12 protein-coding genes are annotated in these 16,094 nt (G+C 71.0%); 3 read left to right on the top strand and 9 right to left on the bottom strand.

Going from position 1 to position 16,094, the window contains the following annotated elements; genetic code table 11:
* Positions 1-31: 31 nt before the first annotated feature.
* The 9 genes from ACFO9I_RS07645 to ACFO9I_RS07605 form a co-directional block, all read right to left on the bottom strand.
* On the bottom strand, positions 32-2,749 hold the full coding sequence (locus ACFO9I_RS07645; protein ID WP_379179432.1) for a DEAD/DEAH box helicase family protein: 2,718 nt from the start codon (positions 2,747-2,749) through the stop codon (positions 32-34).
* A 223-nt stretch (positions 2,750-2,972) separates the two neighbouring features.
* Positions 2,973-3,989: an SHOCT domain-containing protein gene (locus ACFO9I_RS07640; protein WP_379179430.1), complete on the bottom strand. Its 1,017-nt coding sequence runs from the start codon at positions 3,987-3,989 to the stop codon at positions 2,973-2,975.
* A 41-nt stretch (positions 3,990-4,030) separates the two neighbouring features.
* Positions 4,031-4,372 (bottom strand): hypothetical protein, encoded by a 342-nt coding sequence (locus ACFO9I_RS07635; RefSeq protein WP_379179428.1) that lies wholly within the window; start codon positions 4,370-4,372, stop codon positions 4,031-4,033.
* 341 nt (positions 4,373-4,713) lie between these two features.
* A complete protein-coding gene (locus tag ACFO9I_RS07630; RefSeq protein ID WP_379179426.1) occupies positions 4,714-5,502 on the bottom strand; it encodes a UbiA family prenyltransferase in 789 nt (262 codons plus the stop codon).
* Entirely contained in the window at positions 5,499-6,089 is a 591-nt protein-coding gene (gene idi / locus ACFO9I_RS07625; protein ID WP_379179424.1) for an isopentenyl-diphosphate Delta-isomerase, read from the bottom strand. The genes ACFO9I_RS07630 and idi overlap by 4 nt, the downstream gene beginning before the upstream one ends.
* Positions 6,086-7,117 carry an NAD(P)/FAD-dependent oxidoreductase gene (locus tag ACFO9I_RS07620; protein ID WP_379179422.1) on the bottom strand — a complete coding sequence of 344 codons (1,032 nt, stop codon included), beginning with the start codon at positions 7,115-7,117 and terminating at the stop codon, positions 6,086-6,088. The genes idi and ACFO9I_RS07620 overlap by 4 nt, the downstream gene beginning before the upstream one ends.
* Entirely contained in the window at positions 7,110-7,646 is a 537-nt protein-coding gene (locus ACFO9I_RS07615) for an isoprenylcysteine carboxyl methyltransferase family protein (RefSeq protein ID WP_379179420.1), read from the bottom strand. Before ACFO9I_RS07615 ends, ACFO9I_RS07620 begins: the two co-directional genes overlap by 8 nt.
* Positions 7,643-8,716, bottom strand: a complete 1,074-nt coding sequence (locus ACFO9I_RS07610; protein WP_379179418.1) for a type III polyketide synthase — start codon at positions 8,714-8,716, stop codon at positions 7,643-7,645. Before ACFO9I_RS07610 ends, ACFO9I_RS07615 begins: the two co-directional genes overlap by 4 nt.
* Positions 8,717-8,729: 13 nt before the next feature.
* Positions 8,730-9,941: an NAD(P)/FAD-dependent oxidoreductase gene (locus ACFO9I_RS07605; protein ID WP_379179417.1), complete on the bottom strand. Its 1,212-nt coding sequence runs from the start codon at positions 9,939-9,941 to the stop codon at positions 8,730-8,732.
* 282 nt (positions 9,942-10,223) lie between these two features.
* Between ACFO9I_RS07605 and ACFO9I_RS07600 the strand changes: the two genes are divergently transcribed.
* The 3 genes from ACFO9I_RS07600 to ACFO9I_RS07590 all read left to right on the top strand — a co-directional run bounded on the left by ACFO9I_RS07600 (position 10,224) and on the right by ACFO9I_RS07590 (position 15,089).
* Complete coding sequence (locus tag ACFO9I_RS07600) at positions 10,224-11,753, top strand: hypothetical protein (protein ID WP_379179415.1); 1,530 nt, start codon at positions 10,224-10,226, stop codon at positions 11,751-11,753.
* 548 nt (positions 11,754-12,301) lie between these two features.
* Positions 12,302-13,771, top strand: coding sequence for an ELWxxDGT repeat protein (locus ACFO9I_RS07595; RefSeq protein WP_379179413.1), 1,470 nt, complete (start codon positions 12,302-12,304; stop codon positions 13,769-13,771).
* Positions 13,772-13,916: 145 nt separating this feature from the next.
* Positions 13,917-15,089: a TIGR03032 family protein gene (locus ACFO9I_RS07590; protein ID WP_379179412.1), complete on the top strand. Its 1,173-nt coding sequence runs from the start codon at positions 13,917-13,919 to the stop codon at positions 15,087-15,089.
* Positions 15,090-16,094: the final 1,005 nt, after the last annotated feature.

Raw genomic sequence — 16,094 nt, 5'->3', positions numbered from 1 at the left:
GTGACTCCGTCCCAGCATCGAGGGTCAACAGTCAGAACAGGATTTTCGCCTTCGCCGCGGTGAACTCGTCATCCGTCAGCAAACCGCGCTCCCTGAGCGCCGCCAAGCGCTCGATCCTCTCGACGAGGTCCTCGGCCGGTGCCCGATCCCGAGCGAGACCAGGGTCAGCCGCATGGTCAGGTGGCACTCCGAGCGAGACTGACGCGCGGACTTCAGCATCGTGCTGAACCCAGTCGACTGCACCCTCCACGTCGGCGGGTCGCTCGTCGGGCTGGCATGTCTCCTCAGTGCGGAGAACCGGGGGTGCGCCCTCGCATGATCGTGCTGGTCCGCCGCGCCTGGGCTCCATCTTGAGGACAGTTTGCGCGTCTCCTCGGATCGTCCAGGTCGCGCGTCGCCCATGGACGGTGAAGCGACCGAAGACGGAGGTGACGTCGGGATGGCTGCTCAGGTCCTCGGCGAGGACCTCGCGAGTTCGCTCGAGCGCCTCCTCGGTGAACGGGTCGCCGAGGCCGAACGCTGCGCATGCACGCGTCACCACGGGCAGGTCGACGGCGATCGACCTGGCGTCCAGCAGATCGAGCAGCATTGTGGGGTGCTGGCGAAGCATCTCCGCGGACCCCATTGGTGATGTCGTCGGGCGGGACCTCTGCCCGTCCTGCGGTCGGGTACGCCGGGTGGGCAGCTCGCTGCGATGAGAACGCTGCGTGACCCGCGTGTCGGCGGTCTTGGTCCTGTCCTCGGACCCGGGATGGGCCACCGGGCGGGGGAGTGCCGTGTCCCTGAGGTCGTCCCAGGTCGAGGCGTCGTTTCTCCGCGAGAGGTACTGGACGAAGTGGTGGGGCGTCACCACCACTTCCAGACCTTGGTGGCACAAGGCGAATGCGCCAAGTTGGTGCGGCCACGCGGTCATCGTGGCGAACTCCAGGAAATCGGCGAGCATCCGGCGCAGCGCGATCTCGGCCTCGTGGTCCTCTGAGCCGTGCGCATGAGTGAACCCGCGGAGGGTCCTGCGCGTCATAGGCAGCGTCATGGGATCGATGTCGAGGATTGCTCGCTGTCCATCCTCGACTGTTGCCGGCTTCTTGGTGCTCTCGGCGTGGGTGCTCACGTGCGCTGGGGAACTCGCAACATGGAGCGCGGGGGCGCCGGATGCGTCACGTTCGGGCGGGTCGAGCGCCGAGACGCGCAGGTCGTCTCTCCCGTCCATCCGCACGACGCTGCCCGCGCTTTCCACGATCAGGTCGAGACAACCCTCGGCACCGTCGGTCAGGGTGAGGTCTTCCGCCGTGTTCTCGGCGTACACGACGATGAACGTGGCTTTGCGACGATCGGCTTTGAGACGCAGGACGCGGCCCATGCGTTGGATCATCTGGCGCCGGGAGCGAGATCCACCCATCACCACGGCGAGGTCGATGTCGGGGACGTCGATTCCCTCGTCCAGGATGGTCGGGGCCACCAGCGCCTTGATCCGGCCGCCCCTGAGAGCGGCGAGTCGCTCGTCTCGCTGCGTCCGGGTGAGTTCGCTGTGGATGGGCTCGGCCCGGACATCTGACTCGACGAGCGCCGCAGCGATCTCCTCGGCCATGTCGACCCGTCGGGTGAAGACGATGCAGCCCGCGGACCGTTTCACGACAGGTGCAAGGCGTCGGGCGACGTCGAGCTTCGCCGCAGCGTTGGTCGTGACGTCGATGCGGCGGGAGAAGGCCTTGAGGTAGCGACGTGCGACCTCGGTGATGGTGGGGTCGGCGTCGTCCTCGGCCGCCCTCTGGACCTCGTGCAGGAACGCTCCGAACGGGTCGGGCGGGAAGTCCGCGGCCAGGAGCTGGAGACGGGTGTCACGCAGGGTCCTGTCGGCCTCGTCGTACTCGGCTCGCTCCTGATGGGTGAGCTGGACGCCGAGAAGCTTCACGTCGTAGGGGGCGACCACTCCGTCGGCGATGGCTCGCTGGAACCCGATGGTGAAGACCGGCCCGCCGCCGAAGTAGGACAGCAGATCCTTGATGCCGTCGTCGTTGCGCTCGAAGGTCGCCGTGAGCCCCAGGCGACGGCGGTACGACGGATGCAGCACGCGTCGCCACTGCCCTGCGCCGTAGCGATGGCACTCGTCGGCAACGACCAGCACCTTGCCGTCGGGCCGCGTCGGCGGAGCCGGGTACAGCGACTGCACCGTGCCGACGAGAACACGGTGCGTACGGAACGACGCCTTGCTGCCGTCACCCACCGCACCGACGCCTGGCACGTTGTTCTGCCTGAGTGTCTGGACCCACTGGGCGACCAGGTCCACGGTGGGCACGACGACGACCACGGTGTAGTCGTCGGCCAGTGCCTCGCGGGTGGCCTCCACGCCCACCCGCGACTTCCCCGTGCCGGTGACCGCCTCGATCACGCCGTGCCGAGCGTGCGCGCACCAGGCTCTCAGCGCCTCGTCCTGCCAGTCGCGCAGCGGCGGTGCGCCGCCGGCGATCGACCGCCTCCAGCTCGGACTGGGCCTGCCGTTGTCCAGCAGCCAGTCATCACCCGAGCGGCTCAACCGCAGCATCCCGGCGGCATCCTCGCGGATCAGGCCACTGGTCAGGCTGGCGTAGTGCAGGTCGTGCCCGGCAGTGCACGCCGAGTCCTCGACCAGACGCGGCAGGACTTCGGGACCGACGCCACCCAGGTCGTCGATCGCAGCGAGGACCTGGCGAAGGCGGTCCCGACACGTGGTGCCGGTGAACGCCCGGGCGATCGTGGTCGTCGAGGTCACGCGGTGGCTCCAGCGGCGTGGACGAGGCCGAGGCTCGGGCCGCTGGACGACCAACCGAACCACTCGAGACTGCGCAATCTGGACCCCCTGTACGGCGACTTCGCACCTTCATCTTCGTCGAACCCCGCGGGCGCGGATCGGGGAACGCGCGCGAGCGTTACCCGATCGTCTCGCGTGGCGCCCGCCTCGCGGGCCGAGGGCCTGGCGTCAGAGGGGCCCTGTCTCAGTCGGCGACGTCGCTGACGCTGTCGGGACACACAATCGACATGCTGATACCGGCCGCCTCGCCGTACACGTTCAGGTTGTCGTAGCCCAGGTCGATGTAGGTCGACCACAGCACGCCGGCGGTGGGGTCGCCGTTCTCCACGGCGTAGCAGATGGACTTGGCAGTCTGCATGACCTCGCGGTCGGTGGGGCGGTTCCACTTGTCCCCGTACCTGTCGGCGAACGCCTGGTCGAGCTGGGCTGCGAGCTCTGCGCGCGTCGGAACGTCCGGCGCCTCCGTCGAGGCGTTGAGGAGAGCTTCGTACTCCGGGCACATGGTGGTGACCGAGACGGTGAGAAGGGTCGCGGCATCCTCGGCGGACACCCCGTTGTCGGTCACCAGCTTGTCGACCTCCCACCGCTTCATGCCAAGCTGCGCGCTCTCACAGAGGAGTCGACCGTTGGAGACCAGGTCGTCCGCCAGAGAAGCGTCGCTCTTCGGGTACATCTCGGCGAGGAGCGAGGCGAACATGGCGTCGTTGTCCCACGGGGCGAGGTCGAAGGAGCGGACCGGGGGCGGAACCTTGTCGCACTCGTCCCAGTACTGCTCAGCGACGCGCTTGTTGTTGTCGCGCGGGAGGTGCTCGTACCAGGACTCGAGCTCGTCGCAGCTGTGTGAGACGGCGGCGAAGTTGTCAGCATCACTGGCGTCGTAGACCTGCCCGGCGGCCTTGTCGCGAGCCGTGCTGTTCTCGTCCGAGCCGCCAGTGAGCGCCAGCGCGAGGCCGCCGAGCCCGGTCAGCAGGGCGACGGCCGCGGCGGCACCGACGAGGACCATCGCGGTCCTTGGTCGGGTGCGCCCAGCGACTGGCCCGGCCGGCTGACTCGTCGAGACGTCACGGAGCGACTCGTCGGTCCCCGGCACGGCGCCGGTGGATTGCAGCACGCGAGCCTTGGCCTGGGCGAACTCCTCGTCCGAGAGGGCGCCCGCCTCGTGCAGCTCTGCGAGACGGGCGAGTTCGGCGACGACGTCCAAGGACGGCTTCCCTTCGGTTGAGGTGGTGCGCTGTCGAGTGATCAGGGTTGGGCTGTTTGCGCGGCCGCGAGCTGCTCGTCGAGCCAGACGCCGCAGCCCTCTTGGCGCAGCGTGGGGTATGCAACGGCCGACGGGAGACCCTGGTCGAGCACCAGGTCGTCCATCAGCTGCTTGCACTCCGCGTCCGTCCGCGTGGTCTCGGACGGCGCGGCCGGAGCTGGTGGCGGCTCCTCGCCCAGCGTGGGGCTGGGCGTTCCAGACGGCGCCGGGGTGGGAGCCGCGCTCGGCGTGACATCGCGGTCGCTCGGATCAGCCGTCAGCGTCTCATCGCCACCACTCGTGCCGAGGACCCATGCACTCGCCAGCGCGACGAAGAGCACCATGACGCCCACCGCGACGAACAGCCACGGTCGCCGGGCGCGCGAGCCTGTCGCATCTGCTCCCGTGGACGGTACGGCGTCAGCGGGTCGAGCCGAGCTCCGGCTCTGGGATGACTCCGCGAGCACCACACGCTTGGCAGCGGCGAACTCGTCATCGGTGAGGGAGCCGGACGAGTGCAGTCGATGCAGCTCGGCGATGCGGTCAGTGAGACTCATGGGTGACCCGTCACGTGAGAGATGCCTGTCGGGTCCCACTCTGATCTCCGGGGGAACTCGAGCTACCGGACGCGCATGCTACCCCGTCGGCGGTCCCCGGCCGCCGTTTTCGGGCCGTCGGGCCGACGTCAGCCGACGGCCAGCAGCAGCAGGACATCCGTCAGCGCGATCCCGACCGCTGCGACGAACGGGAGCCGGCCGCGACGGGTGAGCGCGACGGCGCCGAGGCAGGCGACCACCCCGAGGGCGAGGACCGAGGCGGCGGGGGAGACGCCTGCCCCGAGGACCACCACGAGGCTGCCCAGGGAGAGGACGGCGACGGCGACCGCCGGGAGGCGACGGGCGCCGATGCGGTGCGGGAGCCCCCGGACGCCGGTGGCCTCGTCGTCCGAGAGGTCCGGCAGCACGTTGAGCAGGTGGGCGCCCACCCCCAGCAGGGCACCCGCGACCGGGACCCACCACGGCGGGAGGTCCGGCGGGTCGCCCGCGAGCGGCACGAACACCACTAGGCCCCCGAACGAGAACGCATAGGGAGCCCACGACCACGGCGTCGACTTCAGGCCCAGGTTGTAGGCCCAGGCCGAGGCCACGCAGAGCAGGTGCACCAGACCGGCGGCGAGGCCGCACGCCAGCGACAGCACCACCGTGGCGACCACCGCCGCTCCGCAGGCGAGCCGGACGACACGCCGGTCCACCTCGCCGGCCGCGAGGGGCTTGTCCGCGCGGGCCACGGCGCGGTCGCGGGCCTCGTCGACCAGGTCGTTGGACCAGCCGACCGAGAGCTGGCCCGCCAGCACGGCCAGGCTGACGAGGGCCACGCGCGCGGGACCCAGCCCGGCGGCCGCGCCCAGCAACGCGGACAGGACCACGACGGCGAGGGCGGGGCCGAGATGAGCGGCCCGCAGCAGTGCGGTCACGAACGTTCCAGGAGCGCGGGTGGGAGGGCGTCGTCCGGCTGCGTCGGGGCCGTCAGCGGTCGCTCGGGCAGCAGCGTCACCTGCTCGGCGCACCAGGGGCTGACCTCGCGGGCGCCGCTGAGGACCTCGCTCCGGAAGTCGGCCCAGTCGACCCACGCGGTGTCGTGGACCTCCCGGGGGTCGGGATCCGGCTGGTCGGACGTGGTCGCCACCAGGACGGGACACATCTCGTGCTCGACGGTGCCGTTCGGCATGACGGCGCGGTAGCGGTAGGTCGGGAGCATCAGCCGTACCGCTTCGGCCCGCACCCCGACCTCGGCGCGCACCCGACGGCGCACGGCGTCGCGGACGTCCTCACCGGGAGCGGGGTGGCCACAGACGCTGTTGGTCCAGGCCCCGGGCCAGGTGGGCTTGTCCAGCGCGCGCCGGGTGAGCAGCAGTCGGCCGCCGCCGTCGAACAGGTAGCAGGAGAAGGCGAGGTGCAACGGGGTGTCGGCGTGGTGCACGGTCGCCTTCGGCGCAGTCCCGACCGCCCGACCACTCTCGTCGAGGAGCACGACGAGCTCCCCGGTCGTGCCGGGCCTCACGCCGGCCTCGCCAGCTGGTCGACGGCGGTGCCGAACACCCGTGGGAGCCGGGCTGCCGCCGGCACGATCCGCTCGCGCAGGGCGGGAGGTCTCGTGGAGGTCAGCAGCACGCGGGTCAGCAGCTCGTGCCGCCAGCCGAGCCGGCGGGCGGCCAGCTCGTAGGCCTGCGGGCGCCCGGTGGCGATCGCGGTGACGGCTGCGCGCGACTGCGCGAGGCCCAGCGCGATGCCCTCGCCGGTCAGCGCGTCGACGTACCCCGCCGCATCCCCCACCAGCAGCACCCGACCGACCGCGCGGCGTCGGGCCCGCTGGCGCAGCGGGCCGGCGCCCCGGACCCGCGACACCCCCAGGCCCGTCAGCCGCTCGGCGAGGGCGGGGAAGTCCGCCACCAGGTCCTCCCACGGTCGTCGCTGGTCGGTGAGCACCGCGACGCCGACCTGGTCCGGCCCGACCGGGGTCACGTAGGCCTCGCCCACGGGCGCCCAGTGCACCTCGACGTACGACGTCCAGGGCGCGACCGCGACGTGGCAGCGCTGGCCGTAGCGGCGGCGGGTCCGCGCGGGGCGGTCCACGCCGAGCATCCGGCGCAGGGGGGAGTGGAGCCCGTCGGCGGCCACGAGGAAGCGGGTGGGCTCGCCGTCGACGACGAGGTAGTCCCCCCGGTCCTCCACCGACTGCACGGCCCGGTGCCGGACCGGCACGCCGGCGTGCTCGACGGCCGCGGTCAGGGTCGCGTGGAGCTCGGTGCGGCGTACGCCGAGCCCGGTGCCGTGCCGGAACGGCGCCTCGGCCGACCGGCCGTCCAGCCGTGCCTCGACGTACCGGATCCCCGTGATGGGGTGTCCCGCCGGCCGGACCGCCAGCCCGGCGAGCGCCGCGACCGCACCGGGCATCAGTCCCTCGCCGCACGCCTTGTCGATCACGCCTTCCCGGGGCTCGAGCACGGCGACGTCGAGGCCGGCGCGGGTGGCGTGGAGGGCGGTGGCCAGGCCGATCGGGCCGCCGCCGGCGACGAGCAGGTCACGCATCGGCGGTGCTCCGCGGGAGGGTGGCGAGGGCGTCGTCCTCGACGCGGATGCGTACGCGGAGCAGCACCGCGTTGGCGAGGGTGAAGGCGACCGCGGTGATCCACGCCGCGTGCACCATCGGGAGGGCGACTCCCTCGACCACGACCGCGATGTAGTTGGGGTGCCGGAGGAACCGGTAGGGCCCGCCGGTCACCGGCGGCAGCCCCGGGACGATGATCACCCGGGTGTTCCAGCGGTGGCCGAGGGTCGCGATGCACCACCAGCGCAGGGCCTGGGACGCCAGCACCAGCAGCAGCATCGACCAGGCCAGGGCCGGTGGCACGTCGGGCCGGCGTACCCACGCCTCGACCAGCATCGCCGCGAGGAAGCCGGTGTGCAGGACGACCATCACCGGGTAGTGACCGGCTCCGCTCTCCCGCCCGCCCCGCTGGAAGCTCCACGCGGCGTTGCGCTTGGACACGACGAGCTCGGCGAGCCGCTCCAGCCCGACCAGCGCGACCAGGACGGTGAACGCGACGAGGCTGGTCACGAGCGCGCCTCCATCGGGTCGTGGGCGCGGGCCAGCACCAGCTCCGAGCAGAAGCCAGGTCCCATGGCCATCACGATGCCGTACGAGCCCGGCCGCGGCGGCCGCTCGCGCAGGGTGTCCTCGAGGACGTGCAGCACGGACGCGGAGGACAGGTTGCCGATCCGGGCCAGGGAGTCCCAGGTCAGCTGCACGGCGGAGCGGGGGATCTCCAGGGCCGACTCCAGCGCCTCGATGACCTTCGGGCCGCCGGGGTGGCACACCCACCACTCGACGTCGGCGCGCGTCAGGCCGTGGCCGTCGAGGAAGGCGTCGACGTCGTCGCGGATGTAGTGGTTGACGACCGTCGGGACCTGCGCGTCCAGCACGATGCGCAGCCCGCCGCTGGTCACGTCGAAGCCCATGGTCCGCTCGGAGTCGGGGTAGAGCCTGCTCCTCGTGTCGAGCACCTCCACGCCGGCGCGCCCGACGCCGCTGCCGCGGGCCACGACCGCGGCCGCCCCGTCCCCGAAGAGCCCGCTGGCGACCAGGTTGGGGACCGACAGGTCGTCGCGCTGCACCGTGAGCGAGCAGATCTCGACCGTGACCAGGACCGCCACGTCGTCGGGGTGCCCCGCCAGGTAGTCGTGCAGGCGGGCCAGCCCCGCCGCGCCGGCGACGCAGCCCAGGCCGACGAGCGGCACCCGCTTGACGTCGGGACGCATGCCGATGAGGGAGGCGATGCGGGCCTCGAGCGTCGGCACGGCCAGGCCGGTGACCGTGGCGCACATGACCAGGTCGACGTCGGACGGGGTGAGGCCAGCGTCCTTGAGCGCGTCGGTCACCGCACGGGCGCCCAGGCTCACGGCGTGCTCGATGAACAGGTCGTTGGCCTCGGTGAACCCGTCCAGCCGGCCGTAGCGTTCCAGCGGCAGCACGAGGTTGCGCTGCCGGACGCCGGCATTGCGGTGGAAGCGCCGCAGCACGCGCTCGTCGAGGGACCCGTCGGCGATCACCCCGACGAACGCGTCGGTGATCTCCTCCTGCGGGTACTGGTGCGGCGGCAGGACTCCGCGGACCGAGTCGATGTGCATGACGGGTACTCCTTCACCGCTGGGAATGCCTGAGGGGGGCGACCAGTCGGGAGACGAGTCCGGAGGTCAGGTCAGAGGCCAGCCCGGAGGCCAGCCGGGGTGTGATCCGGCCGTCGCCGAGGCCGAGCTCGACGAGGTCGTCGAAGACCTCGCGGTCCCGGCGGGCCGCCCGGATGCCGGCCACGACCACCGCCCGGTGGCGGGAGAGCCGTGCTGCCGACCAGGTGTGCCTGAGGTGCCCGGCGAGCCGCCGCCTGACGTGGGTGCGGTACGCCGCGCCGGCGCCGCCGGGCGAGCCGGACCGGACGGCGTGCGCGGCGGCCCGACCGGCCAGCACCCCGGTGGCGACGGCGTAGAAGATGCCCTCGCCGGTCATGGGGTTCACCAGTCCGGCGGCGTCGCCGGCGAGGAGCACCGGGCCGTCCGGCTGGTGCCACCGCCACCCCGACAGCGGCAGGTGGTGGCCACGCCACTGCCGCCCCTCCGCGACGCTGCCGGGCAGCAGCAGCTCGAGCTGCTCGAGCAGCAGGGCACGGGTCGGTGGCGCGTCCTCGCCGCCGATGAGCTCGCCGTACCCGACGTTGGACAGGCCGTCGCCGCGGTCGAAGGACCACGCGTACGACGGCTGGCGGCGCTCGCCGTACCGGATCACCTGGCGGGCGGACCGGGCGGACCGGGCGGCCGGCGTCGGGGCGTAGCCGCGGATGGCCAGCGCCCGAGCGCCGACGCGGTCCGCGCCGAGGCCGGAGCGGACCGCCGAGTGGGCGCCGTCGGCGCCGACCACCACCCGCGCCGTCACCGTCCCGTCGATGACGACCCGGTCGCGGTGCCGCGCGAGGCCTCCGACGCGGTGCCGGTGCAGGACGGCGCCCGCCCCGACCGCCCGGTCGACCAGCCGGGCGTCGAGCACGGCGCGGGGGACGACCCACACGGCCCGGGCCATCAGTCCGGCGACCTCGTGGGGGCCGCGGGACAGCTCGAGCCGACGGATCGGCGTCCAGCCGTCCACGACGTCCGCCGCGCCGACGCCTGCCAGCACGTCGACCACGTGCGGCGCGATCCCGTCGCCGCAGGACTTGTCACGGGGGAAGTCGGACCGGTCCAGCAGCAGCACCCGCAGGTCCGGGTCGACGGCGAGGGCGCCCAGCGCAGCCGCGGCGCCCGCCGGGCCCGCGCCCACGACCACCAGGTCCCACGCCCCGTCGGAGGGCAGCGCCCGCGCCATGTCGTCAACGTAGCGGCCGTCGTCAACCTCGCTGCGGGGCCGGCGGGCGGTTGTGGCCGAGAGTTCCCCTATCGAGGCCATGAAGTTCCGGGCGCTCCCGACCTAGCGTGGCTCGTCGGACCATTGTTCATCGAGGGAACGGGGGTTCTCATGGGACACACGAGATCTGTTCGCATGATCAGGAACGTGGTCGCGGTCGGGGCGCTCGCCCTGCTCGCCGCACCTCTGGCCGGAGCGTCTCCGGCCCCTTCGCCGGCATCGTCGGCGGACTCCCTGGGGACCATGGCGAGCAAGCTGTCGTCGGGACCGCTGACCCGCTACCTCATCGCGCATCCCGAGGAGGCGCCCGAGGAGGTACGGCCGGGGTTCGAGCACCTGCACGACCTGCTCGGCGCTCGCAAGGCGGCCGCGGCTCCCGGCGCCTCTCTCGGCGGCTCCGGCCCGATGAAGGGCGCGGTCTTCAACCTCGACGTCACCGGGCTGCCGCAGAACGAGGAGTCGGTGACGAGCTGTCCCAAGCAGCCCCGGTACGTCCTCAGCGGCACCAACGACTACCGCGGCCTGCTGGACCCGCAGGAGAACTTCACCGGGTGGCACTTCTCGTCCGACGGCGGGGACACCGTGCGCAACGAGGGCCTGCTGCCCGCGATCGACTTCGGGGGCGGGGTCATGGTCCCGTCCGGGGGCGACCCGATCGACGTGGCCACTCCGAACTGCACGCTGCTCGCGGGGGACCTCAACTACGACCCGTCGACGTTCTTCCCCAACGGCATCGGGCTCTACAAGAGCACGCCGGCGACGCTGGCCTCCTGCGGTGGCGGCACGGACCCGTCGTGCTGGCCGGACCGCAAGGTCGTCGTGAAGTCCGACGACCCGCACGTGTTCCTGGACAAGCCCTGGATCCACGCCGACAACCACCAGGTGTGGGTGGTGTACACGGAGTTCGTCTGCCCCGACGTCGGCTGCACGGGCGACTACACCTCCAACAGCATCAAGGCGGTCCGGTGCGACCTGTCGTTCAGCTGCTCGAGCCCGATCCTGATCAGCGGCGACCAGCCCAGCATCCAGTTCGGGGACGTGACGATCGCGCCGGACGGCAGCACCTACGTCACCTGGGAGCAGGACAACGACCTCGCCACCGACTTCCAGCCGCCGGAGCGGATGAAGTTCTGGTTGCGGGTGGCTCCGCCGGGGAGCACGACGTTCGGGCCCCCGCGGCTGGTCGCGCAGGAGCCGAGGAACGCCGGCCTCGCACCGCTGCACGCCAACGACTTCCGCATCGCGACGTACCCGAAGAGTGACGTCAGGATGGTCCACGGCAAGCCGCGGGTCTACGTCGTGTGGGAGGGCTGCCGAGCCAGGCCGCTGGGCGACAGCACCTGCGAGGAGCCGGCGGTCAAGCTGCGCTTCTCCGACGACAAGGGGGCGACCTGGAGCCGGACGAAGGCCCTGTCGGCCGGAGGCGACAACTACTTCCCGACGATCTCGGCCAACCGTGGCGGTCGCCACCTCGCGGTCGCCTGGTACACGAACCGGTTCGACCCCGTGTTCCACAACCGCCAGGACGTGGAGCTGGCCGCGGTGCGTCCCGACGGCACCGTCGCAGATCGCCAGCGGCTGACGAACGTCTCGAACGAGAGCGAGGCCGACCCCGTGGTCGGGGGTGCCTTCATCGGTGACTACTTCGAGGTGTCCGCGCGGGCCGACAGGGTGCTGGTCGCGTTCAACGCGAACTACCGCTCGATCAAGCTGCTCGGAGAAGGTGTTCCCGTCCCGCAGCAGGACAACTACCTGATCCGCTCGCGGTTCTGACGCCCGCCGGTCCGTCGGGACCCGGGGCCCGTGCCCGGTCCCGACGGACCGTTGGGGTGTCGCCGCCGGTCGACCTCCTGTGCCCGAGCCCGTCGCGGAGGGAGGATCGTTTCCATCTCGCCGCGTGCAGGCCATCTATCGTGGTGCGTCCGTTCCTGGCGCGGGACGGACCAGCAGCGGGTCGAAAGCTGCCGTCCGACGTCAGCACCCGCCGGGTCAGCCCCCGTGCTGTGCGGTCATGCGGTCGGCGGCCGCGGAGACGGGAACGTCTGGAGATCATCAACCAGCTCTCCGAAATGGTCCTGCTGAACTAGTGACCCGGTGACGTTGTCGAGCCACCCTTGAAGGGGATCAAAGGACAGCAGTCCTGAAGCAGTCGGGAGCCGCCAAGTCCTGAGCGCAACGGGGGTCGGGCCATGAGCCGTCGACAGCGATCTGCGAAGAAGAAGGCCAGCAGGACCCGGGTTGCGCGGGCGAAGGTGCTGCGTCGCGCTCGAAGGTCAGGGACCACGCGGGCCGCCGCGGCCGCCGTGACCACGTTGGCCGGCATGGGCGCGTCCCTGGCCTTCGCGACGCCAGGCGAGGGGGCTGAGGCGGCCGCGGAGGCAGGCATGCGCCTCGGGGTCTCGCTCGATCAGTGCCCCGGACCCCGCACCGCATCGGCCGATCCCAGCGGCATCACCGCCGTGCGAGGAACGGTGTTCTTCGATGCCAACGACAGCGCGCATGGCGGCGAGCTGTGGAAGACCGATGGCACCCGGGCGGGCACGGTGCTGGTCAAGGACATCAATCCCGGCGCCGGCACCAGCAACCCCTCCTACGAGACGGCCGTGAATGGGACGTTGTTCTTCACCGCAGAGGACGGCACGCACGGCGGGGAGTTGTGGAAATCGGACGGCACGCGGGCGGGCACGGTGCTGGTCAGGGACATCCGGACCGACAGCAGTCCGTACGGCCCTCGTAACCTGACCGCCGCTGCCGGACAGTTGTTCTTCACTGTCGACGACGGCACTCACGGCCTGGAGCTGTGGAAGTCGGACGGCACGCGGGCAGGCACGGTGCTGGTCAAGGACATCAACCCCGGGAACGCGCCACCTTACTACCACTACAACCCCTCGCCGTTCTCCCTGACCGCCGTCGGGGGCACGTTGTTCTTCACCGCCGACGACACGGTTCACGGACGAGAGCTCTGGAAGTCGGACGGCACCCGGGCGGGCACGGTCCTGGTCAGGGACATCTACCCGGGTTCCAACTACTACGGTCCGACGGCCTTGGTGAGTGTCGGCAGGACCTTGTTCTTCTCTGCCGACGACGGCGTCCACGACCGCGAGCTCTGGAAGACCGACGGAACCCGAGCGGGCACCGTCCAGGTCAAGGACATCAATACCCAGGGCTACCCGGGCAGCTCCCCGGATCCGGGGATCGGTTGGGGGAGAACGTGGTTCGCCGGCGCCGATGACGGCCTCCACGGCAGGGAGTTGTGGAAGTCGGACGGTACCGCGGCTGGCACGGTCCTGGTGAAGGACATCGACCCGCTCATCGACCACGGCTATCCGCGCAGTGGACTGCCCTCCGAGATGACTGTGGCGGGCGGAAGGCTGTTCTTCACCGCAGACGACGGCACGCACGGCCGAGAGTTGTGGAAGTCCGACGGCACCAGGGCGGGCACAGCCCTGGTCCGCGACACCGCACCCGGCGCGGACCGGTACGCGGGGCCCGAATACCTGGCCGGTGCCGGCGAGAGGCTGTTCTTCACCGCCGATGACGGCATCCACGGCCGGGAGCTGTGGAAGTCGGATGGCAGCAGGGCCGGAACGGTGATGCTCAAGGACATCCGGTCCTGTGTCACGGGTGGTTACGCACATGACCCCGAGTCCCTGACCGGAGTGGGGAGCCGGTTGTTCTTCACCGCAGACGACGGCACTCACGGCGGGGAGTTGTGGAAGTCCGATGGCACGCGGGCGGGGACCGTCATGGTCAAGGACATCAACACGGACATGGCCGGAGCGACCCCTTGAGAGCGGCCGTGGCGGGCGGCATCGTCCTCGGGTCGACGACCGGCACACCCGCGGCGGCTTTCCCGTTGGCAGCGGGGCGCCTGGTGCGCTCGACCGCGGTCGGGCATCGCATGGTGAGTCGGCTCCAGCAGCGTCAGCTCTGCCCGTGCTCACCGAGGTGGCCGTGAGCACGCCAGTCGGTGCGCGGCGCGGGTCAACTGCCAGCCAGGCCGATGTGACATCCACGGCACCGCTGCCACCGGTCTCCCCGGACGGTGTTCGGGCGACGGAGGTCCGGTATCACTACAGCGACCATCTTCCCGACGTGCTCGAGGGAACCGGCTGTGCGCTGCTGGTGTCGACCTACCAAGCCGGTCAGCTCGTCGCCGCCGGCGTGGCTGAGGGGGAGTTGTGTCTCTCCCTCCGCGGGTTCGACCAAGCCATGGGCATCGCCGTCGGAGCAGACCGCATCGCGGTGGCGGGCAAAGGGCAGATCTGGTCGCTGGGTGGGCACGCCGAGCTCGCCCACGGCATCTCACCCGCCGGCCGGTACGACAGGTGCTGGCTGCCACAGTCCTCGAGCGTCACCGGCGCCATCCAGTGCCACGAGATCGCCTGGGGCGCCGGAACGAGCGGGGAGCCTGACCTGTGGATCGTCAACACGCTGTTCTCCTGTCTGGCCGGTCTTGATCCTCGTTTCAGCTTCGTGCCGCGCTGGCGCCCGCGGTTCGTTTCCCAGCTGGCTCCGCAGGACCGATGCCACCTCAACGGTCTGGGCATGCGGGACGGACAACCCGCCTACGTGACCGTGATGGCGACCACCGATGATCCGGGTGGGTGGCGCACGGTGCGCAACGACAGTGGTGCCATCCTGGACGTGGGCACCGGGGAGGTCGTGACCGCTGGTCTGGCCATGCCGCACTCGCCGCGCTGGCATGACGGCAACCTGTTCGTGCTCAACTCCGGGCTGGGCCGGCTCGAGCGCGTCGATGTCGCCACCGGGCAACGCGAGCCAGTCGCAGTTTTCCCCGGGTATGCCCGGGGACTGGCCTTCCATGGCGACCTCGCGTTCGTCGGACTGTCGAGGATTCGGGAGACAGCAACCTTCGGGGGCGCGCCGATCGCGGCTTACCACGAGCAGCTCAAGTGCGGCGTGGGGGTCATCGAGCTCAGCACGGGCAACACCGTCGCGACGCTGCAGTTCGCCAACGGCGTGGAAGAGATCTTCGACGTGCAGACCGTGCCCGGGGTGCGTTGCCCGACGTTCGGGGGCTCACCCGGCACCCGCGACGAGATCTGGCTCCTCCCAGACCAGCCGGACTCGATGGGTCGAGCTTGAGGGTGTGGCCGGCAGCGGCGAACGTGCGCACGCCGGGACTGGTCTGTCCGCAGCGGTTATGACCGCAAGGTCATCCCCGCGGTGCAAGCATTGCGAACAGCTCATCACGGAAGGCCCGAACCCCAGCGACGTCGTTTTTGGTAATCGCGATCTGCGAGCCGTGCGCTAACGACACATCGGTCCGGCGGCCTCGGCAGCGGCAGATTGTTTCCATTGTGGCGGGCTCGGCCAGAGTGGCTGACGTCGGCCCGCCCGACCCGGGACTGTTCGAGTGGCGACAGACGGGTCCCCAGCGGCGGGGGCCGGCGCAGCGGGCTAAGGTTCTCGTGGCTCAGGCTGGGTGAACTGAACCGCACGAGTGTTCTGGTGAACGTTCTCCCGACTGATCTCCTGACCCCCGGGCCCCTGGGGGGTCAGGAGATCAGTTGTGACCTGTGGGTTTGGGGCGTTCTCGGCCGCCGGCGGTCTTGCCCGCGGAATGCGCCGATCTGAGTATCGGAACGTCCGAGCGCCACTCGTGTCGTCCGACTGGATCACCATCACGTGTCGCGACGACGTCGCTCTGTGGCCCAATCCGTCCGTCGCGGCGGGTCGGGGCCGACGGGTGGTGTCGGGACCTGGTCTTGCGCTCGTCAGGTGCGCTCTCAGGTCTGGGAGGAAGGTGGGGCCCCGACACCACGCGCCTGGAGCCTACTCAGGCAACGCTCTGTCCGCCTGGGTGCGATCGGCACAGAAGATGGGACGTCTGCCCAAGGCTTCGGATAGCATCGCCCGGCCGATCGTCTCAACCTCGGCAATCTGAATTCGGTGGGCGGGGACGGAGCGGTTGTCCGGGCCGCCAGTCTCGGGGGATCTTGTGGCCTTTCTTCGCTGCTTCTTCGCAACGCTCTCGGCGGTTCTAGCGCTGGGCGTCGGCGCCCCTGCCTTGGGAGCATCCGGTGACTCAGCGACGCCTGCGCTGGTCTCGTTCGCGGTCGGGCCGAAGACGGTGACCCCGGGCCAGGA

Source organism: Nocardioides sp. GCM10023255 (genome assembly GCF_042653125.1).
Taxonomy (GTDB): Bacteria; Actinomycetota; Actinomycetes; order Propionibacteriales; family Nocardioidaceae; genus Nocardioides.
The sequence above is the reverse complement of the archived record's forward strand: the minus strand, read 5'-3'. Positions and strand labels throughout refer to the sequence as shown.

Coding starts and splice junctions, on each gene's coding strand:
- ACFO9I_RS07635 (WP_379179428.1), bottom strand. CDS start 4,372: ATGGTGCTCTTCGTCGCGCTGGCGAGTGCATGGGTCCTCGGCACGAGT.
- ACFO9I_RS07620 (WP_379179422.1), bottom strand. CDS start 7,117: ATGCGTGACCTGCTCGTCGCCGGCGGCGGCCCGATCGGCCTGGCCACC.
- ACFO9I_RS07610 (WP_379179418.1), bottom strand. CDS start 8,716: ATGCACATCGACTCGGTCCGCGGAGTCCTGCCGCCGCACCAGTACCCG.
- ACFO9I_RS07605 (WP_379179417.1), bottom strand. CDS start 9,941: ATGGCGCGGGCGCTGCCCTCCGACGGGGCGTGGGACCTGGTGGTCGTG.
- ACFO9I_RS07600 (WP_379179415.1), top strand. CDS start 10,224: ATGGCGAGCAAGCTGTCGTCGGGACCGCTGACCCGCTACCTCATCGCG.
- ACFO9I_RS07595 (WP_379179413.1), top strand. CDS start 12,302: ATGGGCGCGTCCCTGGCCTTCGCGACGCCAGGCGAGGGGGCTGAGGCG.